21 protein-coding genes and 1 pseudogene are annotated in these 24,784 nt (G+C 43.8%); 13 read left to right on the top strand and 9 right to left on the bottom strand.

The window, feature by feature from the left end:
• Positions 1 to 8 precede the first annotated feature (8 nt).
• Positions 9 to 2,936: a collagen-like domain-containing protein gene (locus tag QFZ81_RS31705; protein WP_307605883.1), complete on the bottom strand. Its 2,928-nt coding sequence runs from the start codon at positions 2,934 to 2,936 to the stop codon at positions 9 to 11.
• Positions 2,937 to 3,701: 765 nt separating this feature from the next.
• On the opposite strand from QFZ81_RS31705, the gene ltrA reads away from it, so the two are divergent.
• The 6 genes from ltrA (at position 3,702) to QFZ81_RS31675 (ending at position 8,065) form a co-directional block, all read left to right on the top strand.
• Entirely contained in the window at positions 3,702 to 5,075 is a 1,374-nt protein-coding gene (gene ltrA / locus QFZ81_RS31700; RefSeq protein ID WP_307605881.1) for a group II intron reverse transcriptase/maturase, read from the top strand.
• A gap of 100 nt (positions 5,076 to 5,175) precedes the next feature.
• Positions 5,176 to 5,646 carry an SMI1/KNR4 family protein gene (locus QFZ81_RS31695; RefSeq protein ID WP_307605878.1) on the top strand — a complete coding sequence of 157 codons (471 nt, stop codon included), beginning with the start codon at positions 5,176 to 5,178 and terminating at the stop codon, positions 5,644 to 5,646.
• A 162-nt stretch (positions 5,647 to 5,808) separates the two neighbouring features.
• Positions 5,809 to 6,183 carry a hypothetical protein gene (locus tag QFZ81_RS31690; RefSeq protein ID WP_307601313.1) on the top strand — a complete coding sequence of 125 codons (375 nt, stop codon included), beginning with the start codon at positions 5,809 to 5,811 and terminating at the stop codon, positions 6,181 to 6,183.
• Positions 6,184 to 6,350: 167 nt separating this feature from the next.
• Positions 6,351 to 6,791: an NUDIX hydrolase gene (locus QFZ81_RS31685; protein ID WP_307448627.1), complete on the top strand. Its 441-nt coding sequence runs from the start codon at positions 6,351 to 6,353 to the stop codon at positions 6,789 to 6,791.
• A gap of 172 nt (positions 6,792 to 6,963) precedes the next feature.
• Positions 6,964 to 7,677, top strand: a complete 714-nt coding sequence (locus tag QFZ81_RS31680; RefSeq protein WP_307448625.1) for a DKNYY domain-containing protein — start codon at positions 6,964 to 6,966, stop codon at positions 7,675 to 7,677.
• A gap of 100 nt (positions 7,678 to 7,777) precedes the next feature.
• Positions 7,778 to 8,065 (top strand): hypothetical protein, encoded by a 288-nt coding sequence (locus tag QFZ81_RS31675; RefSeq protein WP_307448623.1) that lies wholly within the window; start codon positions 7,778 to 7,780, stop codon positions 8,063 to 8,065.
• A 237-nt stretch (positions 8,066 to 8,302) separates the two neighbouring features.
• On the opposite strand, the gene QFZ81_RS31670 is transcribed toward QFZ81_RS31675, so the two are convergent.
• Positions 8,303 to 9,256: an alpha/beta hydrolase gene (locus QFZ81_RS31670; RefSeq protein ID WP_307437997.1), complete on the bottom strand. Its 954-nt coding sequence runs from the start codon at positions 9,254 to 9,256 to the stop codon at positions 8,303 to 8,305.
• Between the two features lie 129 nt (positions 9,257 to 9,385).
• On the opposite strand from QFZ81_RS31670, the gene QFZ81_RS31665 reads away from it, so the two are divergent.
• Positions 9,386 to 9,958, top strand: coding sequence for a TetR/AcrR family transcriptional regulator (locus QFZ81_RS31665; RefSeq protein ID WP_307437998.1), 573 nt, complete (start codon positions 9,386 to 9,388; stop codon positions 9,956 to 9,958).
• Positions 9,959 to 10,613: 655 nt separating this feature from the next.
• Here the strand turns inward: QFZ81_RS31665 and QFZ81_RS31660 are convergent.
• On the bottom strand, positions 10,614 to 11,015 hold the full coding sequence (locus QFZ81_RS31660; RefSeq protein WP_307438001.1) for a VOC family protein: 402 nt from the start codon (positions 11,013 to 11,015) through the stop codon (positions 10,614 to 10,616).
• A 290-nt stretch (positions 11,016 to 11,305) separates the two neighbouring features.
• On the opposite strand from QFZ81_RS31660, the pseudogene QFZ81_RS31655 reads away from it, so the two are divergent.
• The 5 genes and pseudogenes from QFZ81_RS31655 to QFZ81_RS31635 all read left to right on the top strand — a co-directional run.
• A pseudogene (locus tag QFZ81_RS31655) lies at positions 11,306 to 11,704 on the top strand (NAD(P)-dependent oxidoreductase); the annotation flags it as partial.
• Between the two features lie 166 nt (positions 11,705 to 11,870).
• Positions 11,871 to 12,989: a GntR family transcriptional regulator gene (locus QFZ81_RS31650; RefSeq protein WP_307605874.1), complete on the top strand. Its 1,119-nt coding sequence runs from the start codon at positions 11,871 to 11,873 to the stop codon at positions 12,987 to 12,989.
• Between the two features lie 392 nt (positions 12,990 to 13,381).
• On the top strand, positions 13,382 to 14,728 hold the full coding sequence (locus QFZ81_RS31645; protein ID WP_307605872.1) for an ABC transporter substrate-binding protein: 1,347 nt from the start codon (positions 13,382 to 13,384) through the stop codon (positions 14,726 to 14,728).
• 69 nt (positions 14,729 to 14,797) lie between these two features.
• Positions 14,798 to 15,736 (top strand): carbohydrate ABC transporter permease, encoded by a 939-nt coding sequence (locus QFZ81_RS31640; protein WP_307438009.1) that lies wholly within the window; start codon positions 14,798 to 14,800, stop codon positions 15,734 to 15,736.
• A 16-nt stretch (positions 15,737 to 15,752) separates the two neighbouring features.
• On the top strand, positions 15,753 to 16,589 hold the full coding sequence (locus QFZ81_RS31635) for a carbohydrate ABC transporter permease (RefSeq protein WP_307438010.1): 837 nt from the start codon (positions 15,753 to 15,755) through the stop codon (positions 16,587 to 16,589).
• A 66-nt stretch (positions 16,590 to 16,655) separates the two neighbouring features.
• On the opposite strand, the gene QFZ81_RS31630 is transcribed toward QFZ81_RS31635, so the two are convergent.
• The 5 genes from QFZ81_RS31630 to QFZ81_RS31610 all read right to left on the bottom strand — a co-directional run bounded on the left by QFZ81_RS31630 (position 16,656) and on the right by QFZ81_RS31610 (position 20,757).
• A complete protein-coding gene (locus tag QFZ81_RS31630) occupies positions 16,656 to 17,606 on the bottom strand; it encodes an MBL fold metallo-hydrolase (protein ID WP_307605870.1) in 951 nt (316 codons plus the stop codon).
• 121 nt (positions 17,607 to 17,727) lie between these two features.
• Positions 17,728 to 18,573 (bottom strand): peptide-methionine (S)-S-oxide reductase MsrA, encoded by an 846-nt coding sequence (msrA, locus tag QFZ81_RS31625; protein WP_307605868.1) that lies wholly within the window; start codon positions 18,571 to 18,573, stop codon positions 17,728 to 17,730.
• Between the two features lie 64 nt (positions 18,574 to 18,637).
• The gene (locus QFZ81_RS31620) at positions 18,638 to 19,018 is read right to left on the bottom strand and encodes a DoxX family protein (protein ID WP_307438017.1); all 381 of its coding nucleotides are present in this window, start codon (positions 19,016 to 19,018) and stop codon (positions 18,638 to 18,640) included.
• A 201-nt stretch (positions 19,019 to 19,219) separates the two neighbouring features.
• Positions 19,220 to 19,882, bottom strand: a complete 663-nt coding sequence (locus QFZ81_RS31615) for a response regulator (protein ID WP_307438019.1) — start codon at positions 19,880 to 19,882, stop codon at positions 19,220 to 19,222.
• Complete coding sequence (locus QFZ81_RS31610) at positions 19,879 to 20,757, bottom strand: sensor histidine kinase (protein WP_307605866.1); 879 nt, start codon at positions 20,755 to 20,757, stop codon at positions 19,879 to 19,881. The genes QFZ81_RS31615 and QFZ81_RS31610 overlap by 4 nt, the downstream gene beginning before the upstream one ends.
• 1,258 nt (positions 20,758 to 22,015) lie before the next feature.
• On the opposite strand from QFZ81_RS31610, the gene QFZ81_RS31605 reads away from it, so the two are divergent.
• Positions 22,016 to 23,410, top strand: coding sequence for an MFS transporter (locus QFZ81_RS31605; protein ID WP_307438024.1), 1,395 nt, complete (start codon positions 22,016 to 22,018; stop codon positions 23,408 to 23,410).
• Between the two features lie 57 nt (positions 23,411 to 23,467).
• On the opposite strand, the gene bcbE is transcribed toward QFZ81_RS31605, so the two are convergent.
• Positions 23,468 to 24,700 (bottom strand): bacillibactin exporter BcbE, encoded by a 1,233-nt coding sequence (bcbE, locus tag QFZ81_RS31600; RefSeq protein ID WP_307605864.1) that lies wholly within the window; start codon positions 24,698 to 24,700, stop codon positions 23,468 to 23,470.
• Positions 24,701 to 24,784 lie beyond the last annotated feature (84 nt).

Here is a 24,784-nt window from a genome sequence, read left to right as displayed (position 1 = left end):
TAACAACACTAATTAACTGCTGGATCAATATTAACAGAAGCAGGGAATAAGAATGTAACCGTAGCATCCGGTGAAAAAGTAGCCGTAAGGACACCATAGTTCTTTACTAATACTGCAACTGTCGATGATATCGAAGGTCCTGCTCCACTAATAAGAGTTGTATCGATTAACCGCATCACATTAGGTGGATCTATGCTATTAATGGTAATCGCCGATGTGTTGGGTCCTGTAGATCGATATAGACCTTTGAACGTATAATCCGCTGAGTTTGCATTAGGAAGGTTGTTAATGTTAATGACTTCCGTATCCGACTCCACCTCATCCGCATATAATTTGATCCTCCCTGTACTAGAGGTATTTAGCGCGTTGTTTGATGTGCGAATGAAGTCAATATCAGCGATAAAACTTGCATCATTAGCAAGTAGAATACCAGTTCCCGTATTAAGTCCGGTCCCGTTTTCGAGTTGTCCTCCCTTTACCCTTAAGGTACCTGCAGTTACAACTATGGCTGCTGTACCGGCAAGGGTTACGCCGCCAGGAGTAAAAATACTATCGAAGTAAATGTCTGAGGTGGCCGTAGAATTATATTGAATACATACACCACCGACTCTAAAATCTTTGATATGTGCTTCGAGATTCGCCGAATCCTGAACAGAAATGCCTGTATAATCCGTGCCACCCTGAAGAAGGTTACCAACGATTCGAGTGATGACGTTCCCGCTTAGCAAAATGATATTTTGATCTAAACTAGGCTGGAAGACAGAGATCTCGTCAAAAGTAAGTGCTACATTGCCTGAACTCGCTTCTAAAGCACGTGTGCCCAATTGAATTTTATCAATGTTGCCATAGAAATTGCCTCCGGAGACCATAATTCCTATAGAAGAAGGCGTAAAAGTGTTGAACATGAGTCCTCCTTCTATGTCAAGATTGCCATTCACTAGTCTTATCATCTGCGCTGGAAAGAAGGCATCCATTCGATTGAATCTAATGTTTGCAGTACCTGCTTCTTGAAGTATTAAGCTGGATCCTGTAAATATAGGATCTGTGTTTATATTGCTGGAGAGTTCATCTACATAACAACGGAGGTTTGGATTGCCACCGCCAGAAGAGAGATGGATACAATTTCCAAAAGCTGATATCACATTAACATTCGCATCGACTTGACCATCCGTGATTAGCAAGGCTGTATTTAAACCGTTACCACGATCGAATGTGCTGATACGTTCTCCAATCATGTTTAAATTTCCGCCGGTCCCAACTGTAATAAGCCCATTTACCGATCCAGATATTTCCTGGAAATTCAGGAATAGAACACTGTTGTTTTCAACACGTACGGATGGAATGGTTAACCCGTTTGTGGTCATCTGCATCACAGTCACCTTGTGACTACCTCCGGCTACGTTGATATTTCCTGCCTCGCTAGAAATGAGATCCACCTGTAATCTCATTTGCCCATTTTGAAGATCGATGGCCGGGTTCACCGTCTGGAAGGAATTCATTGTTTTGACATGGATAACTGCCTCACCGTTCTGCATAAGAATACATCGATCTTGACTAAATATTCTATCGAAATCACCCGTGAATTGCGTATTCCCATTAATAACGAGTGCCGGAGCTGCTGAATTAATCACGACCAATATATAAGAAAATAAACTAATATTACCGGCTTGGAGCGAGACCCCTTGGGAACTGCCTACCAGAGCAATGGAGTAACTAATAAAGGTTCCTGTAAATGTCGGAGTGACATCTATAATTAAACCAGAGTTGGACTGTATGTTGCGTGTTCGCATTGTGATAGCTGTTGTCTGGGTTGCGGCACTGTTGGACACAACAATAGCCCTGCCTCCACTATTAATCATGGTTACTTCAAGGCCAATACTAATCGTTTCTGTCCCCGTAAAAAGGATGAGGTCATCTGTACTGGTGATATCATTCGATATTTCAAAAGCTTTCAAAAACAGCACACCACTAGCAATCACAACCGCAGAGCCTCCGATGAAGTTGTTCGTTATACTCTCCCTAACATTAATGGTATAATTCCCGCCACCTAGGAGACTGATCGTGTTACCAACCGTATCACTCATTGATTCACATTCAAAGTGGACCGTGCTGGCTCCTGTACTCTGAAGAATGGAACTACCTGCAGCTGTTGCTCCGTTAGTCAGAAACTGACCCTCACCAAGCACATCAAAGGCGATCACTGCCCCCAGATCATCAAAAAGATTTCCGACTGCTATCACTATGGCTCCCTTTTCAAATACCCAGCTGATCCCGTCTTTAGCCAAATTCGTCTCCGTATATACTCCGGGACGTACAATAATTGTCGTGCCCGAAGGGACACTAGCCACAGCTGCAGCGGCCGTCTGCCAAGGTTTTGTCTCGTCGTCAAGCATGGCGGTTGCATTGTTACCATACACAGGATCGACAAATGCCGTCTGATTCACAAGTAACTGAGTAGGACCCGTAGGGCCGATTACACCTTGAGGTCCGGTTGGGCCTTGAATGCCCTGAGGTCCATCTAGACCTGGAGGACCGGTAACACCTTGTGGCCCGGCTGGGCCTTGAATGCCTTGAGGTCCATCTAGACCTGGAGGACCGATAACACCTTGTGGCCCGGTTGGACCTTGTATTCCTTGAGGTCCAATTATACCAGGGGATCCTGCTAAACCTCGCGGCCCGACTAGCCCTGCCGGTCCAGTTACACCTTGCGGACCTTGAGGTCCCGCAATTCCTCTACGTCCCTTCCGACCGCGGGGTCCAGGAACACAGTGTACTTTTCTCAAAAACTGACGGATTGTTCTACGAATGAAGGGCTTTAATTCTTCCTCACACGTTTTGCAATTAGATGGGCTAGTGGCTATTTTCTTTTTTACAGAAATATACTTTTTCTTTTTTAATGAAGAAGATTCAGTGTTCATCTTTTTAATCTCTTCCAAAACGTACACTCCTCCTCCAATGCGGATGTGTATATCCTATGATGGCGAGGAGATTTGCGGAAAGGCTTATACCTATTGATCTGTTGCCATAATAATTTGTAATTGAGTTCCATCATGAGGGGGAAGTACCAATCGACTTCGAAAAATAAGCGCATCATTGCGCTAACGGGCACAATAGCTTAATCATCGTCAGGAACAGACTGCCGAGCAAATTGATCGGCAGTCTTCTCAGTTAACGGGCAGATTTGTTCAACAGTGCGCCTAGCAAAGCTAGGCACAACTAGTTGGTGAAAGTCCAACCGAGGTAGGGACCAAGCCGCCTCGTAGCTAGCAGGCATCTGGTGGTGAGAACCTAAGGATGAAGCCCTGTGAAAAACCCCAACTGGGGTGAAGCAAAATTGCAGGCTGTAACATGAAGTGAATCCTGCCGCATCGTCATAAACAACCCGAAAGGGACAAGAGGGAGCCGAACCCCGTGTTGTACGGTGAAGGCCATGGAACGCGCGAAGAACTTGGATAAGCAACGCGGAAGAATCCTCCGGTGTATGGGGAACAGCATGTAATAACAGTTGTGTCTGGAACTAGGGAGACCCTACCTCGCACGACTGGTTCGTAAAGCGCAAACCTATAAGCCTGGAGGGTGAAGTGGCAAGCGGCGAGAAGGGAGTCGGAGAGGGTGGTAGTACCTGAGAACGTAGGACAACATAACCTGCGGGAGGAAAGCACCCTTACTTTGTTTACGGGTAGCGATGGAGGTAAGAGCGAGTGAATGCAGTGAAATCTGCTAACTACACCAAAGTAAAAGTTCAAGAACTCCAAAGGACCCTCTACCTTGCGGCTAAGGCAAATAACAAGCGCAGGTTTCACGCTCTGTACGACAAAGTATACAGCACAGATGTCATGTGGGAAGCATGGAAACGGGTCAAAGCAAATGGAGGTAGCGCCGGTATCGACGGCGTGACAATTACGCACATTGTTCAGGAGTATGGAGAAGAGCAATTCGTGAAGGACACGCAACGGCAGTTGGTGGAAAACGCCTACCGCCCCAAGCCCGTTCGGAGGAAGGATATACCGAAGGGTGATGGCAAAACACGCCCGCTCGGCATACCCGTAATCCAGGACAGATTGGTGCAAATGGCAGCGAAAATCGTTCTTGAGGCAATATACGAGGCGGATTTCAAAGATTGCTCATTTGGGTTCCGACCTAAGCGAAGCGCGAAACAGGCAATAGAGCGGATACACAAGACGGTGAATTACGGGAGAGTGTATTGGGTGGTGGATGTAGACATCGCCGGATACTTTAACAACATCCCGCATGACAAATTGCTCAAACTCGTGGAACAACGGGTGAGTGATCGAAGAGTGTTGAAACTTATTCGACTGTGGCTGAAAGCCGATGTCATGGAAGATGGAAAGGTTCATAATACCGTGATCGGGAGTCCCCAGGGTGGAGTCATCTCACCGCTCCTTGCAAACATCTACCTGAACTATCTCGATACCCTATGGGAAAAGCAATTTTCCCATATTGGCACATTGGTGCGATATGCTGATGACCTGGTTATTTTATGTGAAAATAAACCCCACGCTATGGAAGCCATTCAGGTGCTTAAGGCAGTTTTCAGTAAATTGGAATTGACAATGAACACGGACAAGTCTAAGCTTGTGAACCTGTGGTTGGATAAAGAGGGATTCGACTTTCTCGGATTCCATCACCGCCGCATGCCGAAATTGTTTAAGTCGGGGAAATTTTATGACTTGCGAAGTATTCCATCCAAAAAGGCGATGAAAAAGATGCGTGCCAAGGTAAAGGAAGTAACAGCGCCTCGCGCGCGACTTTACTGGTCACCAAAGCAAATGGTGGACAAGCTCAATCCCATCATACAGGGATGGAAGAACTATTATGGGAGCGTAGACCCCGGCATGTCGAACAAATTTCTGTCAAAAGTGGACTGGCATATTATTCGAAGACTGACACTGTACTGGAACAAGAAGCACAAGCGAAACCAACTGGACCCGAGGAGGGTCGCGGAGGTATTCGGTCGTATGGGACTGAAACGAGTCAGTGCTTGGGGCAGCTATACTGCGCTAGGTGAAGAACATCGGAAAGCCGTATGCGGGAAAACCGCTCGTACGGTTTGATGAGGGAGGACTGGGAAACCAGTCCCCTACTCTACACATTCTCAGTTAATTTAATATTTCATATGGTATGATTTAGGTAAAACCCCCAAGGAGAGAATCAATGAGTAGTGATATAGTTATTGAAGCTCTAAGATTAATTGAAAAAATTAAGTTACAATACCCTTCCTTCGTTGGTAGAACGGCAACAGAACAAGAGATAGTGGACTTAGAACTTGCATTAAAAATCAAACTACCAGATTGGTACCGTGATCTCTATCTAAACGTGCCAATAATCGATGCAGAATTTGGTCTTCAGGAATATCAAGTAGAAGATGACTTTGATGGTGTTTCGTATATAATCTGGGGAGATATTGGAACTGTAATACAGGAAAGCATGGATTATGTTCCAGGGATACACGTTCGTGAAAAAGGGTATCTCTTTGTTGCTAGCTGTTCACATGGGAGCGGTGATCCCATTTTTGTTAATCTTAATACAAGTGATCAATTAGTATTTCGCATATATCATGATGATACAAGTGTAGCTCAAGTAGCCGATTGTTTAAGTAATTTATTTAAGAACGCAATCATTTAAAGTAATGCCAAAATGATTGGATTATTACGCTAACGGAGAACGATAGCACAATGACGAACAGGCTGCCGGCTTCTTCATCGGCGGCCTGTTCAACTATCGGGCAGAATAATTGAATAACATATGGTGAAAATGTATATATAAAAAATTTATAAGGGAGTTCTTATGGATGGATTTTGGAATAAGGCATTCAGGTGGATAAACATCATTTTCATCCCTGCAATTACAATTTTGATTTTAGCGATTACTGGCTATAGATTTCACAAAAATGAATTAGAGACAAATTCCCCAGATGTTATATTTTTAGTGGCACTATTGTTTACCCTTATCATAGTAGGTAAAATCCGCAGAATCATAACGTCAGGAAGTCTTTTTATGTCAACAACTTTTTTAAATATATCGATAACAGCGATTGTTGTGGTATCCGTTTATAGCCAACATTATTTTGGATTTAAAGGTTTGCTGTTTGAAGCAATATTGCTAGTGGTGTTGGTGATGCTGTTATATGGCTTATATAAAATTATTCATAAGGAAACGTGATTGAAGTTAGTTCGGCGTTCAACTAACGGATAACGATAGCACAATAAACTATACCACGAGGCTGCCGCGTTTTGAACGGCGGCCTCGTTGCGCTAACGGGCAGGATAGTTCAAATAAAGTAACGAATTGTTGATAATTCACATTTCTTCGAGAAGGGGATTTATTAAATGAAAAGAGTAGATGTTGCCTACGTGCTTCTCTTTGATGAACAAGGAAAAAATGTATTGATGGTCAAAAACAAGGGTATGAAATCTTCCTACTATACACTTCCTGGTGGAGCAGTAGAACGGGGAGAAACACTTGAAGAAGCTGCTATTCGTGAGGTAAAAGAAGAAACGGGCTTAGAGGTTGAATTAAATGGTATTTTCAGTGTAAGTGAAGCGTTTTTTGTAGATAGGGAACATCATACAATTTTCTTTACCTTTAGAGGGAATGTAATTGGTGGAGAAATAAATATCTCATTTCCAGAAGAAATTGAGGAAGTTACTTGGATGGAACCTCAAAGAGCAGAAGAATACATAAATATACCAAGTGAGTTAAAGGGATCAATAATTGGTAAATCATCAGCACCATATGTACTCAGAGGAACTATTAATCACAATTCTTAATACAGTTTGTTGAAGTAACGAGGAACGATAGTGAAATTAAGCAGACAGCCGCGGCCGTCTGCTTTTGTCATTGAAGTAACGGGCAGGATAGTACGATAACCTAAACGAATATGTATTAAATCAATGTCTATGGCTTTTGTTTCCTTACAATTAATTAGAATGAGTGGTGTTAATGAAAAAGAAGTTAGCGATAACCGGAATTGTTGTTTGTACCCTTATTGTTTGCATCCTAACTATAAGTTTATATGTATGGTTCTCATTCAAACCGGGATTTGTATATGAAAATGGAACATGGAATTATGTTTCCTATGATGCGGGAGCTGGCAGAAGAGTTAGTCCGATCAATGTAAAAAAGGATGAATTCAAGGTTTTAAAGTACAGTGATTTTGCAAGAGATAATAACAGTGTATTTTTTAAAAACCATAAAGTAGAAGGGTCTGATCCGGGAACCTTCAAAATTATTAGCACCAAAGGCAGATATCATTACGCAAAAGATAAGAATAATGTATATATTTACGTTAGTAATGACTGGTCAATATTTAAAGTAATCAATGCAAACCCAGATAGTTTTAAAGTACTGGAGTATCCTTATTCAAAAGATAAAAACGACGCATACTGTGGTAGCTTACCACTTTTTGTAGATGATGTTTCTAAATTTGAAGTCATTGAGGGAGCACGTTTTTCAACTTCGTCTTCGTTTGACAGCTTCTTGGGTAAAGAAAATGACCCGAGAGAAAAATCATCAGAGTATGAACGGAATAAGCACGAATATAATCGTAAAAAGTATGGGTTTATTACTGAGAGTGTTATTTATTCTGAAGATGGAAAAGCAAAAACGGATAAACTTACTTATACAGGATATAAATTAGTGGAAGATAAAAGATAAAGAATAAGTAAGATTAATAATTATTGAAGAAAGATACTGCTGAGAACCATATCATTCATTCAACTACCGGGAGACGGTAGCGGAGTTTGGAGGCTAATTAATGTCTGTTAGTATGTTTAGAATGAATCAAGAGGATAATTTATTTGAACTAGGTTTTGAAATACCAATTTCTAACGAAGAATTCTTTACAAATTTTTGGCAACCAGCTATTGAGGAGTTAAAAATTTATGGTATTCAGAATGGAGTAGAAATAAGAAAAGAACAGTTGGAATCTACACTTCTGGAACTAAAAAATGATTTGGTATATATGGTGACAACGATTGATTTGCTTATTAAAAAGTTACCTTTAGCTTTTAAAACAGAAAATACCATTTTGTGGATTGGGTAACTTAATTCTTATAAAGACTCGTTGCACTAACGGATAACGATAGCTCAATAAAGGACATTTGAACAAAACACCCGATTTTGTGTGCATGTATCCAAACAAAACTTAGACCGAATGCTTTTACTTACAAAACAAAGCCAGAGTGCATTAACACGCATTCTGGCTTTGTTTTATTCAACTCCCAAGCGACGGACTGCCTGAACATGAAGGCAGCGGGCGAGCATGTTGCCGGGTCTACCATCAGCGACTTACGCTTTCCTCCGGCTGCTTCGCGGTCAGATTCGTATGGAAGAACTCCGCAAGCTTCGAAACCGCAGGCGACACATACTCGTCCTTGTCGTATAGGGCGACGTGGCTGGCCTCATCAATCCAAAACAGTTCCTTGGGCTCTCGCGCGTTCGCAAACGCTTCGGTCGTCATCCATGACGTGACCGCTTGAGTTCCAACGATCATGAGCAGCGGGCGAGGCGCGATCAAGTCGATGAACTGAAATGCGTCGAAATATGCAATGCGGTCTATACTGTTCCAGGTGAATTCCTTAGCCGAGCACGGGTGCTGAGCGCGATCGGTGCAGTAATATTCCCAACCCTCGAATCCGTGCTGGCCGAAGGCGTGGGCCTGTTCCTCGGTCTCCGGGAAAATCGGGAATGTGCCGACGCCTTCGCCGCGGGCTTCGGCGGTGCGGGCCGCCGCTGCGGCGTCAAGCATGCCCTGGATGATGGCGGGGTCCTGTTTGCCATCACTGCCGTTACGGAATTGACGGCCGATGTCGGCGGCGCTAACTGTGGCGACGGCTTTGATGCGGTGGTCTGTCACAGTGGCGGGGATCACATAGCCGCCAGAGGCGCAGATGCCCAATGCGCCGATGCGGTCCGGGTCGACCTCGTTGTGCACGCTGAGAAACGAGACGGCAGCCTTTAAGTCCTCGACGCGGTGGGCTGGGTCCTCCAAATTGCGCGGCTCGCCCCCACTTTCGCCCTGAAAGGCAGCGTCGAAGGCAAGGGTAACAAAACCTTGCTCGGCCAGGCGCTTCGCGTAGAGGCCTGCAGTCTGCTCCTTGACGCCGGTGCCGGGATGGCCGACAACGATCGCAGGACGCGGCCTGATGACCTCTCCGTTTGGTGTGTAAAGGTGACCAGCGAGCTTCACGCCGGCACTGTCAAATGTGACGTCCGTCTTAGTATAATATTTCATGCATTATCCCTCCAAAATTTTATTTTATCTTCGAACCGATATTTACAATCTTGACATATTTAGTTCCAAATGTCAAGTGTGAAAATTAACAAACTTGACATTTGTTGATCTGTTCGTTAACCTGAGTACATGGATAAAAAAGAATCGGCAAGACTGGAATACGTTCTTGAGACAGCTCTGAATATTTTTGCGCGGTACGGCTATAAAAAAACATCCATTGAGGATATCTCGAAAGCCGCGGGCATCACACGTCAGGGGATTTATCTTCATTTTAAAAATAAAGAGGAGATTCTTAAGGCTTCCATTCAAAAAGCGTTGGACGACGGTTTGCAAGCAGTCGATCAGATACTTGAGAATGACAGCTTAATGCTGGAAAAAAAACTGTTTCAAGCTTTAGACGAGTGGTTTGGCCGTCACGTAGGTTTCCTTCATCCTGAAGCGTCTGATCTTGCGGCCCAATGTGAACGCGTTCTCGGCGACGCTGTTGAAAACAGCAGTTCATCATTTCAAAAGAAACTCGAACAAGTCATTCTAGCATCATCTGGGAAACAAACAAAAGACGCGGAGACGCACGCTGCAACCATTGCCGACATGCTTTGTACATGTGCATTGACTTGGAAGCATCGTTTATCATCGCGGCAAGAATTCCAAGAGAAGTTGTGTGGCGCCATCCATTTGTGTTGTCAAAATCTTCGAGACTAGTTTTTGAGATTAGACGGAAAAATGAGCATCCGATAAAAAATTTAAAGATGCTAACGTTATTTAAATGAACTAAACAAACGAGGAAACGATAGTTGAATGAAACGGGAGTTGCGATTGCGACTCCCGTTTTTTTTAGTGAATTGAAACATTTCTTGCAGCGGATTCTTTGAAGCATATTTTTGACGCAGCGGCAAAAATATGCTTCATGTCTCAGAAATTGCCATTAAAGAATGCGTTAATTTATCAATAATTCAAGTACTAAATTATTTAGGAAATGATGGATGGGAGTTTGCGGGTAGTATAGGAACAAACGGATACATTATGAAAAGAAATCGAAATTATTGAGAGTTAACAGAAAACTACTACCATTGTTGATTAAGCTAACGAAAACTATAGCCTAATAAACAACAAAGACGCGGCTGCCGGCATGGATCGGCAGCCGCGTTATGCTAAACGGGCAGGTTAGTTCCAATATGTGTTAATATAGTTTATGTAAGACCAATAAATTAACACGGGCTAACCCAGGTGATTTGTATTAGTTTAACCCACGAATTTTTCCTTCTAAGCAACGATCTTGATTTGAATGACAGATATGAGATTATACGGGGTGTAAAAAAACGCCGGTGACCTTAAGCAGGTGACCGGCGTTTCCATATTAGCGTTTCGGCATTTTGCTCTCATCCATGTACAGCAGGTTCCAGCGGTGACCGTCCAGGTCGGCAAATCCTGCGCCGTACATCCAGCCGTCAATTTCACTCGGCTTGCCAAAGATGCTTCCTCCGGCAAACTCTACTTTTTGAATAAAGGCATCTACTTCTTCTCTGCTTTCAGCGCCAATGGAAAATATTACTTCTGCGCTATGGGAAGTATCTGCGGTTTTTGAACCTGTAAATTTCTCAAACGCCTCATCCGGGAACAGCAGAATCGTTGTTTGGCCTATGGCAAGCTTGGCTCTCTCGTTACCAACGCTCACCGCATGGAATCCAATCTCATTGAAAAAGGCAGTTGACCTCTCAACATCTTTGACCGGCAGGTTAATCCAAATCTCCTGTGACATGGCTGTAGCCTCCTGGAATATATTTTCAACTACTCCTACTATACTCTACTTCTGGCATCAGAAGCGAATCTTATAAAAGAAAACGTAAGGTATGACATTCCTGTCATGCATCCTGCGGTTTCCTTAGTAAACTTATTTACTTGTCTGCTCCAGCATCGTCTCCGTCAAGGTACCGATCTGGCCAAGAATGGATTTCGCTTCAAAGTAGAAGTACGTTTTGTAATCCAGCGGAATGACATTGCCGTTCTTAACGGCCGGAAGTCCTTGCCAGATTTTGCTTTGTTGACTTTAGGGACTTGCTGCAAGAGTCCGACTTTATCATTACCCTCGTTCCTTTATCGAATCAAAGCCGGGGAATGTTTGGAGCTGAGGAGTTTGCGCAGATGAAACCATCGGCCTATTTTATTAATGCGGCACGTGGGTCTATCGTAAATACCCAGGCCCTTTACGAAGCATTGAAAAGTAAACAAATTGCATACGCCGCATTAGATGTGACCGATCCAGAACCCCTTACGGGAGACCATCCTTTACTCAGTCTTCCGAATATCTTAATAACCCCGCATGTAGGAAGTGCAACTTACGAAACGAGAAATCGCATGGCACATTTAGCTGTGGATAATTTATTGGCAGGTCTTGGTAGACAACCGCTTCCAACTTGTGTAAATCCAACGGTTAATTATCCGAAGTAAGCCCTTTAAAGGTTGTCCCCTTTAGAAAAAACCAAAAGTAGAGAAGATGACATCTGAAAGAAAGTCCCGATGAAGAACACACTCATCGGGACTTTTTTTATATTGAAAATCATATATGAAATGATATACTTAGTATATTAACTACAAAGGTGTTAGGGTGAATTGGATGGAAGGACATTTATATGAACAGCTTTATAAGCATATCCTTCATGAGATTAAAGAGGGACAATTGAAGGCAGGAGATCGCGTATCTTCCGAAAAAGAACTGGCCGAACGGTTTGGCGTCAGCCGCATTACTTCCAAAAAAGCGCTGGAGAAGTTGGCCGAAGCGGGGGTCATCAAACGCATTCAGGGAAAAGGTTCGTTTGTTGCGGATGGTATCAAAGGGGGATTGGAGCACAAACGTCATTCAGAGGAAAGAACGAGTCTGGAATCCGATGAAAATGAAAGACCGTTGATCGGGTTCATTATTTCGAATTTTTCCGACGAATTCGGCTTGCAGCTGCTTCGATCGATTGAAAAGCAGAGCGCTGAGCACAACTATGATTTGATCATCAAACGAACTCGTGGGAGTAGGGACGAAGAAGAACGTGCTATCCAACTGTTTGTTAGTCTAGGCATCAAGGGTTTAATCGTGACTCCCATCCATGGACAACATTATAATGCTGAACTGCTTCGCCTCGTATTGGACAAATTTCCCATTGTATTCGTCGATAGATACCTAAAAGGAATTCCGGTTTGCTCCGTTTACACGGACAATAAGAGAGCCGCTCAGGATCTTACGATTCATCTGATTGGGAGAGGCCACGATAAAATCGCCTTCTTGTCTCCACCGGAGGAAAACACATCAACTTTGGAGGAAAGGCTGCTGGGGTATACTTTGGCTTTTACGCAAGAGGGATTAAAGCTAAATCAGGACTATTGTTTGACGAATTTAAAGGGTACCCTCCCCATGAACCTGGACGGAACCGCAATCGATAGTGATAAAGAGATGATTCAGCGCTTTTTGGAACAATACCCTGATGTAAAGGCATTTGTCGCCTCGGAGTTTCTGGTCGCAACAATGCTGGCTCAGGTCATCAATTCGTTGGGGAAATCACTGAACGAATACGATATCGTTTGCTTCGATTCACTCAACGATTACCTAGGAAAGCCGATATTCACTCACATTCAACAAGATGAGAGGCGGATGGGCGAAGAAGCGGTGGACTTGCTCGTCTCGCAGTTAATCGGAGAAGCTGTCCCCGAACAGAGAATTATCGAACATCGGATCGTCATAAAATAACCGGTAGCGGTGATTGAATAGCGATTGGAAAAAAACATGGTAAAGCCATGTTTTTTTGTTTGGCTTGCCTTATGCGGACAATATCTCTTCAAAAAAAGTCTGGAATAGGTGTATTTTTAGACAATCATGTCGCGAAATTGAAGTTGACATGATATGTGTGAGATATTAATATACTCAGTATACATAAACATACTATTTTATGGAAATGAGGTGAACTGGCTCCCTCCCAAGGATTCAATAACGTGTATTCAGCAACGATGTAAACGCATACATATTGGCGCGTGATATCAATTGACTTTTGATCTCATGTACATCTGAATTTTATAGGAGGTGAGTTAGGTTTACAGGAAGTGAAGATGAATAACAAAACTTACCTTAAGGGGGATTTATGCATGAGCAAATCCAAAAAACTCGCATTTCCAACACTGGTATCTGTTCTCACTATTTCAGTTCTTGCAACCGCATGTTCATCAACTACTCCAACTACGGGAGGCAGTAATTCAACCACTCCATCAACCACTGCAGCCTCGAACGATAAAGGCGGACAAGGTAATGTAACTGTCACTATGTGGCACGGCCTAACCTCAATCGATTTGGACAATATGAATAAAGTCGTGAAAGCATTTGAAGAGAAAAATCCAACGATCAAAATCAAATTGGTATATACAGAATCCAATGAGGGCGCCGATCAGAAGCTGCTGACTGCAGTCGCAGGTGGCAACCCTCCAGATATTGCCTATTTCGACCGATTTAAGGTCGGCTCTTGGGCAGCCCAAGGTTCATTGACTGACCTATCTACTATGGCTGCTGGAGCTGGAATAAAAAAGGACTCGTATTATCCATTTGCATGGGACGAGTCCAGTTATAAAGGCAAGCTATATGCCATTCCGTTAGGTACGGACTCACGTTTGCTGTTTTACAATAAGGATCATTTCAAAGAAGTTGGGCTCGACCCCAACAATCCGCCTAAAACGCTTGCCGAGCTCGAAGCGGCTTCTGAAAAGTTGACCATCAAGGATGGCAAACGTTTCAAACGAATTGGTTTTATTCCATGGTATTCACAAGGTTGGCTTTACAGCTGGGGATGGTCATTTGGAGGAGACTTCCAAGATAAATCAACAGGCAAAATCACTGCGAATGATCCTAAGGTCGTAGATGCGCTTCAGTGGATGACCGATTTCGGTAAAAAATACAATGTCGAGGACATTGCAGGATTCACAAGCGCAGCCGGTACGGATGAGATGGATCCATTCATTTCCGGTCAAATCAGTATGAAGATAAGTGGAAACTGGACGGTAGCCGGTATCAAAAAATTTAAACCTAACCTGAATTACGGTGTTACACCGATACCGACACCTACTGGATCAAACTTTTCGACGTGGTCGGGCGGCATGTCCCTTATTATTCCTAAAGGCTCCAAGAACATTGAACCCGCTTGGAAGTTCCTTGAATTCTTGGGTAAAGAAGAGGGGCAATATTTGGTGAACGCCCAGTCTGGCATGTCGGTTATAGATTCCGTTAACGCCAAGTTCGGGTACAAGGACGATCCAATAATGAAAGAATTCGTCAATATTCTTCCGAAATCACACAACCGTCCGGTCATTCCTGAAGGACAGCTGCTTTGGAATGAATTAGCTTCCGCAACAGAAAAGTCCACTCGCGGTAACGGCAGCCCTAAAGAGAATCTCGATAAAGTGACAGAAACTGTAAACAAAGCACTAGAAAAATATAATAAATAGGATACTCCATAGGCAGGGAGAGTCTCTCTCCTTGCCTATTCATATAGGATATTCGGAAGGAGGATGCACATGGCAAAACCAGCTGAGTCTATTCATGTATTAAAACATACAGCAGCAAGAAAAAAGAGATCATTTCGTACGACAAACTTGATTGGGTGGCTCTTTGCTTCACCTTGGGCTTTAGGTCTCATTTGCTTTTATGCAATTCCTATGTTTGCATCCATCTACTTCAGCTTCACCACTTACAGCATCCTGCAGCCTGGTGAATTTATCGGGCTGAATAATTATAAGGATCTTTTTAATGATCCTTTGTTTTGGAAGTCCATCTACAACACGATTTATTTTGCTGTTTTTTTCGTTCCGTTAAGTATATTTTTCGGTGTGGTGCTCGCTATGATGCTAAATATGAAGGTCAAGGGTATGGCTGTATACCGAACGATCTTCTTCTTACCGACCCTTGTGCCGCAGGTGGCTTTGGCCGTTCTATGGATGTGGTTGTTGCATCCAAATTTCGGTTTGGTGAATGGCATGTTAGCAAGCCTAGGTATTGATGGCCCCCCTTGGCTGGGCGGTGAGTCGTGGTCTAAACCCTCTCTCATTCTTATGTCGTTATGGGGTATCGGTCATGCTGTCGTTATCTACCTTGCTGGATTAGGAGACATTCCCGATGAGTACTATGAAGCAGCGGAAATCGATGGGGCTAATTGGTTTCAGAAAGCGAAAACAGTAACGCTGCCTTTGCTAACTCCTGTTATTTTCTACAATCTGGTCATGGGAACGATCGGTGCCTTTCAACAGTTCACCCTCCCGTACACAATGACCAAAGGGCAAGGAACTCCAGCAAATTCCATGACATTTTACGTCATGTATTTATACGAGAACGGATTTAGATATTTCAAAATGGGCTATGCTTCCGCCATGGCATGGATTTTATTTGTTATCGTTATGGCCTTAACTGCGTTGATTTTCATATCGTCTAAACGCTGGGTTCATTATCAAGGGAAATAAAGGAGGCAATAAAGGAATGAATCCTCTAACTATTAAAAAAATGAACCGAACGTTAGCTCATTTATGCCTAATTATTGCTTCATTCTTTTTCATTATCCCGTTTATTTGGCTGGTCTCAACGTCCTTGAAACCGCTCACGCAAATCTTTACATTTCCCCCAGAATGGATTCCGCATCCCTTTCAGTGGAGTAACTATTCCCGTGCAGTTGAGTATATCGCTTTCTGGACTTATCTGAAAAATACAGCAGTTATTACTATAGTTAGTACAATTGGTGTGATCATATCTTGTCCGTTGGTCGCATATAGTTTTGCCAAGTTGGAGTGGCGAGGTCGCGGCGTGTTGTTCTTCATTACCCTCGCTGTTATGATGATTCCCGGTCAAGTCACCATGATTCCCCTTTTTCTTTTGTTTACTAAATTAGGTTGGGTTGGAACAGCTCTTCCGCTCATTATCCCGCAATTTTTTGGAGTACCGTTTTACATTTTCTTATTAAGGCAGTTTTTTCTTGGGTTGCCCGATGCCCTTCGCGAAGCGGCACGCATAGACGGCGCTAGTGAGTTCCGCATTTATCTACAGATCATGTTCCCGTTAGCCAAGTCCGCCGTTTTAGCTGTGGCACTGTTTCAATTTATGGGAAGCTGGACCGATTTCATTGGTCCCTTGCTCTATTTAACCAATGAACCTACCTATACGGTCTCACTCGGATTGCAGCAATTCCAAAGTCAAAAAGGTTCTGAATGGGGCTTATTAATGGCCGTATCCACCTTAATGACATTACCCGTTATTATCCTGTTCTTTTTTCTCCAGAAAACGTTTATTAGCGGAATTACCTTTAGCGGTATAAAAGGTTGAGTGAAAATGAAGGATTAAAAAGCAAAAGCTGCCATTGGCTTAGTCCGAGGCAGCTTTATTGCTTTGTCAGTCCACCAGTGTTTCGCCGTGTTTTAGCAGTTTAAGACGGCTTGAGTCGAGTTCCCCTCGCTGCCAATCAGCCAGCAACCGGTCAAGTGCTTCCTGCGGCGTATCATCGGCAAGCCGGAAAGCGCCATAATGCATGGGGATGAACGTTTCGGCTCCAACATCGAGGAACGCCTGAACCGCCTCCTCCGGCGTAACGTGCTGCATCCCCATAAACCACTCCGGCTCGTAAGCGCCGATTGGCATGAGCGCATAGCGAATACCCGGAAACCTCGCTCCGATGTCGCGGAAGCCTTGGAAATATCCGCTGTCTCCGGCAAAATAAATCGCGTCTTTATTCTCCGCACCATCTACTGAATTCTCTGCTGATCGATTGATCACCCAGCCTCCCCAAAGCGAACTGTTCGTATCCGTCAGCGTTCGCCGCGTCCAATGCTGCGCTGGAACGAAATGAAACTCCAGCGGCCCGAGCGTCGTCTTCCCCCACCAAGGAAGCTCGTGGACCGTATTCAATCCAAGCCGCCTCATCTTCATGCCAAGTCCTTCAGGCACAAGCGCGACAGGCGAGCCTTTCAGCTTGCGCAATGATCCGACGTGCAGGTGATCGTAATGCGAATGAGACAGCAAGACGATATCAACCGGCGGTATTTCATCGAGTGTAAGTCCTGGCGCCTCTAGTCTGCGGGCAAAGCCCATCCGGTTAGCCCATACCGGATCCGTAACGATCGTCAGGCCCGCCATCTGCAATAGGAAAGTCGAATGTCCAATCCAAGTGATCGTTGTTTCGCTGCGGTTATGCATAAGCAGCTCTTGCTGCTTATGCTCCGCTTGACCGATACGTAAGGTGAGATCCTTGACTTTCCCTTTCCGTTCTTGCTGCCATCGGCGAATTTCCTTCCATGTTTTCACCTTCGCAGCTGGATCTGCATTGCTATAACGTTTGCGTGCCATCAATTTGCTACTCCCCTCGCCAAACCACCATAAGTACCTTCATACACATAAAGATGTAGAATATTCAAGCATTTGTCAATGATGAGTAGAGATAAGCATACATGGTCAAATGATGAAGTGGTTATGGGGAAATCGTTACGCGGAGATATTCACCCGAAACAATATCCACGTAAATACCTTCTTTTTTGTTATCCCAATATTCGTTATGAAACGGCTGCTCGTCCTTATCATGCTGAGTTACGTCGTATTGGAGCTTAGTCAACGTTTTCAACTTTTCTTCTTTGTTAAAATCTTTATACACATTTATCTTTTCGGGAATCACGACCCGATCATTACCCCAAGTTTTATTTAAAAATGCACCCCGACCAGAGCCAAGTTCATTTACCTTGTAGCTGATTGGATTTTTTTTGTAATAGTCCTGATGTTCCTCCTCCGCTTTGTAAAACGTTGATGCGAGTACAATCTTCGTTACAATCGGTTTATCAAACTGTCCGGATGAATTTAATGCATCTTTGGATGCTTCGGCTATCTCTTTCTGTTCATTACTATTGTAAAAAACGACGGAACGATATTCTTTGCCGCGATCAACGAATTGACCATCTGCATCCGTAGGATCAACGTTCCGCCAGTAAACTTGAAGCAGTTGGTCATACGTAATCTGACTCGGGTTAAAGCGAACTTCCACCGATTCTAGATGGCCTGTAGTTCCAGTAGACACCTCACCGTAGGTCGGATTTTCCTTTTGTCCTCCTGTATACCCGGTTACAACACGCAAGACACCATCAAGCTTTTCGAAGGGCGCCTCCATACTCCAGAAACAACCTCCAGCAAAAATAGCGGTATCGTAATTGGTGCTCGATTTTTCACTAATCGTAGTTAAAACCTCTTGAGCCTTCGTTATTCCATCCTTGTTAAATGAAGCGTAAATGGTATAACCCAAAAAGACGAATAGGGCAATGGGCAACACAAATATTTTTTTTTGAAATTCATTATTCCTTTCGCCTCCGTAATAGATTTATCGCATCTTCAAGCTAATTGGCTAATTCCATACCTTTCTGCATTTTTCTTAAAAAGTAGTAAGAAAGCAGAACAAACAATAAGACTACAACAGACTTAATACTTCCCATCGGATTTCCGACAGCGTTTTCTGACCAAAATGCAGAGATACAATCAATAGTAAAACCGGCATATGCCCATTCTTTTAGTCTGTTAAATTTTGGAACAAGAAGAACAATGATACCTATGAGTTTGGCTACTCCAAGAATAGTCAGAAAGTAGGCTGGATAGCCTAACAGTTCAGTCGATTCTGCCAATGTTTTTGGGGTTTGTAAAAGCTCATTGACGGCACTGAGTAAGAATCCTATGAGCGTACAAATCGTGATTACCCAGTAGGTGATTTTTACTTTCTTCATTTTAATAACTCCTCGTATCATATTTTTAGTTTTGTCCGAAATCACGGCCATACTCGCCTGATTTCTTACACTTTGATTTTATCAAGATCAAGACGTAAGCAAATCTGTGAAAAGTCATGTCTTCACAAAGAAAAAGGCAGAACGTTTGATCACTAAAGCATGATTAATCTCATACTCTATGCCAAAAGTCATGCCCTTTAATTATATTTGGTGACGAACTGAGAACACGGCTGCTTGTGTTCGGTCTCGTAATCCTAGCTTAGCTATGAGGTTCGAGACGTGATTTTTCACTGTACCTTCCGTGATAATAAGCAAGCCTGCAATCTCTTTATTATTTAATCCTTGGCCCAATAAAGCTAGGACCTCTTTCTCTCGCTCCGTCAGTTGACTGAGCTGGGCAGGCTCATTAATATGTAAAGGATGAGCGTTATCCGGGTGCCATTCCGACATTTTTTTCAACTCGTTAAGAAGTGTTGCTGTGATATCTGGTTGAAGGACAGTCCCGCCGTTGTATACCGTTTGAATCGCACTTATGATCGTCTCCGATGGCATATCCTTCAACAAATAGCCATGGACGCCTTTTTCCAAAACTTTTAAAATTAACTCCGCGTCATCGAAGGTGGTCAGAATCAGTACCTTCGTCTCTGGTAAAGCCCTAAGAATCAATTCCGTTCCTTCCACGCCATCCATGCCAGGCATTCGGATATCCATCAACACAACATCCGGTCGCCATTCGAGCGCTTTGGTATAGGCATCTCTCCCATCCACCGCTGTTCCAACGACTTCCATGCCCTGTTCCAACCCGATGATGGTCGCAAGTCCCTCTCTCATGAGCCTCTGATCGTCTACTATGAGGATTTTCAATGATTTACACGCTCCATTTCCGTTAATGGATAAGGGAATTGCACTTCAACAGCAAACCCCTCTTGCTGATCCATGTTAAAATGCACCTGTCCGTTCCACTCCTTGACTCTTTCTTGTAAATTGATTAAACCAAACCCCGGCTTCAGGTCAGCAGGGACCTCTCCGTCATTACGTATGCACAGAGAAAAATTGCTCTCCGAATAGGTTAACAAGATTTTCGCATTTTTCGCATGGCCGTGTTTATGAGCATTCGTCAGTGACTCCTGTACGATTCGATAAGCAGTTAATTGAAGATCACCTGGCAGTGGGACGGTTATCCCATTTACTTCAAAAGAGGTTTGAACCTCGGCAAATTTGGTAAACTCCTTAGTAAGCTTCCCAAGGCTATCATTTAAGGAAGTGGACTTAACAGGTTCATCTCGAATAGCCCTTACCGAAAGCCGGACCTCTTGCAAAGATGATCTTATTAAATCTTCACATTCAAGATAGGTTTGTTCACTGCGTAAAGGATCCAGACTACTTAGCTTGCGAGCCGCTTGCATTTGAACCAATAATGCCGTCAGTTTATGACCTACCGTATCATGAATTTCTCGTGCAATGCGCACTCTCTCCCTTGTCGCTGCCCACTCCTCCGTTTTGAGAGCATAGTCCTGAAGTCGCTCATGGGATTGCATCAATTGTGCATACAACTGCATCGTATCCCGACGTGCGCGTTGATAAAAATTGATTAGAGCGCTCACAATACCTGCGAAAATAATGAACGAACAGGTAATAAAGTAGCCAATTTCATCGATTCGTTTAAATAAATACCAATCAATGCTTCCCATCGTAATAATATACACGACCAGCAGCAGTAAGCATGTAATAATTAGCATTCGGGTGTTCTTTAAAAACATTAAAATCGCTAAGGCTGTAATTCCAATAAATAGATGATTCGGGAAATTTCCACCTATATATACATAACCATAGGAAGCGGATACCAAGAAATCTAAGATGAGGATGTGAAATAGCCAAGTGTGTTTTTTTGGCATCTTTAGATAAAATAAATGAACTAAAAGAAAAACCACCAATGAAAAGACAACAAAACTTAGTCCCCAAAAAATTGTAATTGAATTTTGAAAATAAAAAACACCGGTTAAAGCCAAATCAAAAGCAAGCTTTATACCAAAAAACAGCCTCCATGAAAGGGGGTTCTTGCTTATTTTATCCGTTTCTTGGATCATTCTCTTTTATTCACCTCATCTTGTGTTGGATCTTATTGGAGCGAATTCAAAAGCATCTAAGGCTTTAGGATGGAGCCATCCATGCTTTAGAGGAAACCTCATCCAAATGGAGATCCTCGTAGGTGGAGGGTACGACATTTTAGGCAGCAGATCGGGTTCGGAAATGAGGGGTCTGGGTTCCAAGTGATGCTCTTACATACATGATCTCCACTAAATTCGTCCGTATCTCATTAGCTAAAGAGAATGGTACACAGTTTCGAGGAATTGTGCAAAAGAAACGTGGAAAAAGGAAAGTGATAGCTAAATTTCCCTGTAATAATAGAAGGAAATTAAGTTGCTCACTAGATCTGGGAGGAAAGGGGGAAAACAGTATGAAGCATCTGGCATTTTTTCATAGATAAGCACTTCCCCTAATATAACTATTCTATTTAAGTACATGACCTATGCAGTTTGATCCATTTACTGGTAAAACAGACTACAATCCAGTGATTAACGTGAAAATATACCTGTAATTGGATTGCAGTTACCACTTCGATCAAATCACATGGAATTTCTCCCGTTAATTTCAGTCATTTTCTTCGAAATCACCAAAAACAGTTGTTTTTACGGTAGGTTTTCCATCTAAAATGTGTTTTCAAAGAGGAAAGGGTATGATTAGAAGCAGTTTTTCCAGTTAAATTGTGTCGACCACTCCCATGGAAAACCATTTATCTGGACAATCACAGTAAATGGGGTGAACTGCATAGGTCATGCAATTTATTAGTAGAGGTGTCTGGATTTAATTGGAATCGTTAATTGACATGCGGATGCCGCCATGCTAAACTGTAACGAAATTGATTATAGATAATTAACTTCAGCATATAGTTTAGCAGCCTTGGGATAGACCATCTGAGTGGGGAGGATCATTCGTATGTCAACCGATTTACCAAAAGTAGAGCAACCATCCGTACCAGAGGTACCCAGTATTATGCGAGAACGGACGGTCTCCTGGTTACTCTGCATTACTATTATTCTAGTCGTTATGAACACGATGATGTTCAATTTGGCATTGCCCAAAATTGCTGTACAATTTGCACTCAACCCCTCGACTGCGTCATGGGTCGTGACGGGTTACTCCATCGTCTTTGCCATATCATCGATTACTTTCAGCCGATTGTCCGATTTCGTGCCAATTCGAAGGCTCTTCACGGCGGCGCTGCTGGCATTGGGAGGGGCATCCGTGATTGGCATGTTCAGCGGCGGATTTGGGCTACTTCTTATCTCGAGGCTTATTCAGGCTGCAGGCGCTGGCGCCATTCCTTCGCTTGCGATCGTGCTTGTTACTCGTTACATTCCCGTGTCTCGCAGGGGCATGGCAATGTCGTTCATTTTGTCAGCCGCCTCACTTGGCCTCGGGCTTGGTCCTGTCGTCGGCGGATCAATCGTTCAGTATCTGGGGTGGCATTTCCTATTTGTAATCACCGGCCTAACACTGCTGCTGATCCCGATTTTCCTGCTAATACTTCCCCGGGAAAAGGCGGAGCGCGGTTCGTTCGATTTTATTGGCGCCGTCCTGATCGGGATGGGTACGACGGGGCTGCTGCTCTTCCTTACATCCAAGAGCACAGCTGCACTCGTTGTGGGTGTGATTGCCCTAGCATTGTTCGCGGTGCGCATCCGCAAAGCGACGAATCCATTCGTCCTGCCCGCCCTATTTGGCGACAGACTTTATCTGGCGCTTGGTGCTATCGGCATTAGCGCCTACATGATCAGCTTCGCCTTCTTGTTCCTCGCCCCGCAAATGCTGGCCAGAGTCTTCGGTTTAACTCCGGCCGTGTCGGGTCTCGTACTCTTTCCAGGCGCGCTCCTTGCCATGCTGGTATCCAACTGGGTTGGCCGCCTTATCGACCGATACGGTAACGGTGCGCTCCTTCGCTACACGCCTTGGCTGCTGCTGGTTTCGACCGTGTTGCTCGCGCTGACTGCCGTCCATTCCTTTTATGGACTTGCCGCCGTCTATATACTGACGAGCATCAGCATCACTTCTATCTCCAGTGCGGTCTCAAACGAGCTATCGCGGCAATTGACGAAGGAACGGATCGGCTCTGGTATGGGCTTATTCCAGCTGCTGCAATTTTTCAGCGGGGCTTTTGCCGTAGCCATCTCGGGGAGTGCACTCGTCTGGCAGAAGTCATTGCCAACCGAGCGCGCGTTCGACAATCTAATCTGGGGCATGGTAGGAATCGCCATATTGACCATCGTCTTTACCTTTATTTATCGCGGCTACGCCAGAAAGCGAACGAATGCCGCTGCTACTCTGGCTTAATAAATACAAAGAGGATCCCACGCGGATCCTCTTTGTATTTATTACACTTCATATACATTAAGCCATAGATTCCTTCTGCGGCAGCTTTTCGTCCTTCTTGGGTTTGATCGCGAATAAGGCGATTACGCTGGCTAAGACACATATCCCTGAGATGGTGTAGAACATCGTGGCCGGCGACATTTTCACAAGGATTGACGCAAGAGGAGGTCCAATGGCAACCCCGATGAAGCGGGTAGAACTATAAATCGACGTGATCGTACCCCGCTGGTCCTTCTCGATTCCTCTTGTAATCATGACGTCAAGGCATGGCAACGCGGCGCCAATTCCGATTCCAGCCAAGCCAATCCAAGCAATGAGCCAATAAATCGACGTCACCATACCGCAAAGAAGAATGCTTCCAGATAATACAATCAACCCCGCGAATATCATCCATTTCATGAGTCTCTCGTCCTTGCCAATACCTTTACCTGTTATAAAAGAAGCGATACATAAAGCTGCAAGAGGAATAGCAAGGAGGCATCCTTTTACCACGCCAAAAACGTTGAATTTATCTTCTAATAAGTCCGACAAGTAATATAAAGTCCCGAATATAACAAGCATACAAATACATCCGATAGCGAATATCGCATACAGCCAGCGGCCATTGTTCTTGAAAATGCTTTTGATATGGGAAAGATAGCTTGCAAAAGATATCTTATCTGCTTGTTCCGATTTCCTTTTTGGGGATTTTACCAGAAATAGCACAAGCAACATCGAAATCAGACACAGTAAGGGGATGAACATAAAGGGCAGAAACCAGATAACCATCGCAAGAGCTGATCCTAGAATAGGGCTGAGCACTTTCCCAAATGTATTCGCTGTCTCCACAATGCCAAGACCGCTGCTGACGTCATCTTCCTGCTTGAAAATATCACCTACGAGTGGAATGACAATGGGGAAAGCTCCCGCGGCACCAATACCTTGAATGAAGCGGCCAACCAAAATCATTGCATACGATTGATCCATCCACCATGCCGCTAAACCCGCAATCAAACCGCCAATACCCGTGATAATTAAGCTGGGTATAATGACAATTATCCGACCAAATCGGTCGGATAAATAGCCGGCAATAGGTATTAAAATAATAGCCACAGCTGAATAAACCGTAATCAGTAAACTTACTTGTAGAGAAGTGATTCCTAGTTTACTCCGAATGGCGGGTAACACAGGAATTAACATGGAGTTTCCCAAAGTCATGATAAGCGGTATGGATGCTATTGAGAAGAGCTGCTTTTTATTTTCGATACTCATAGCTTAGTACACTTTACACCTCTCAATCCATCTTTCATGTACATTAAATTAACCCAAGACGCATAGCCCTATCCGTACCAATCT

Origin of the sequence: Paenibacillus sp. V4I9, assembly GCF_030817295.1 — a bacterium.
Lineage (GTDB): Bacteria > Bacillota > Bacilli > Paenibacillales > NBRC-103111 > Paenibacillus_E.
Note: the sequence above shows the minus strand (reverse complement) of the source record. Positions and strands in the feature narration are given on the sequence as shown.

Bases quoted from the DNA above. Each gene is read 5' to 3' on its own strand.
- QFZ81_RS31680 (WP_307448625.1), top strand. From the start codon at position 6,964: ATGAAAAAGAAGTTAGCGATAACCGGAATTGTTGTTTGTACCCTTATT.
- QFZ81_RS31630 (WP_307605870.1), bottom strand. From the start codon at position 17,606: ATGGCACGCAAACGTTATAGCAATGCAGATCCAGCTGCGAAGGTGAAA.
- QFZ81_RS31675 (WP_307448623.1), top strand. From the start codon at position 7,778: ATGTCTGTTAGTATGTTTAGAATGAATCAAGAGGATAATTTATTTGAA.
- QFZ81_RS31605 (WP_307438024.1), top strand. From the start codon at position 22,016: ATGTCAACCGATTTACCAAAAGTAGAGCAACCATCCGTACCAGAGGTA.
- QFZ81_RS31670 (WP_307437997.1), bottom strand. From the start codon at position 9,256: ATGAAATATTATACTAAGACGGACGTCACATTTGACAGTGCCGGCGTG.
- QFZ81_RS31665 (WP_307437998.1), top strand. From the start codon at position 9,386: ATGGATAAAAAAGAATCGGCAAGACTGGAATACGTTCTTGAGACAGCT.
- QFZ81_RS31685 (WP_307448627.1), top strand. From the start codon at position 6,351: ATGAAAAGAGTAGATGTTGCCTACGTGCTTCTCTTTGATGAACAAGGA.
- QFZ81_RS31610 (WP_307605866.1), bottom strand. From the start codon at position 20,757: ATGCTAATTATTACATGCTTACTGCTGCTGGTCGTGTATATTATTACG.
- QFZ81_RS31695 (WP_307605878.1), top strand. From the start codon at position 5,176: ATGAGTAGTGATATAGTTATTGAAGCTCTAAGATTAATTGAAAAAATT.
- QFZ81_RS31635 (WP_307438010.1), top strand. From the start codon at position 15,753: ATGAATCCTCTAACTATTAAAAAAATGAACCGAACGTTAGCTCATTTA.
- QFZ81_RS31660 (WP_307438001.1), bottom strand. From the start codon at position 11,015: ATGTCACAGGAGATTTGGATTAACCTGCCGGTCAAAGATGTTGAGAGG.
- QFZ81_RS31690 (WP_307601313.1), top strand. From the start codon at position 5,809: ATGGATGGATTTTGGAATAAGGCATTCAGGTGGATAAACATCATTTTC.
- bcbE (WP_307605864.1), bottom strand. From the start codon at position 24,700: ATGAGTATCGAAAATAAAAAGCAGCTCTTCTCAATAGCATCCATACCG.
- QFZ81_RS31640 (WP_307438009.1), top strand. From the start codon at position 14,798: ATGGCAAAACCAGCTGAGTCTATTCATGTATTAAAACATACAGCAGCA.
- QFZ81_RS31645 (WP_307605872.1), top strand. From the start codon at position 13,382: ATGAGCAAATCCAAAAAACTCGCATTTCCAACACTGGTATCTGTTCTC.
- QFZ81_RS31650 (WP_307605874.1), top strand. From the start codon at position 11,871: ATGGAAGGACATTTATATGAACAGCTTTATAAGCATATCCTTCATGAG.
- QFZ81_RS31620 (WP_307438017.1), bottom strand. From the start codon at position 19,018: ATGAAGAAAGTAAAAATCACCTACTGGGTAATCACGATTTGTACGCTC.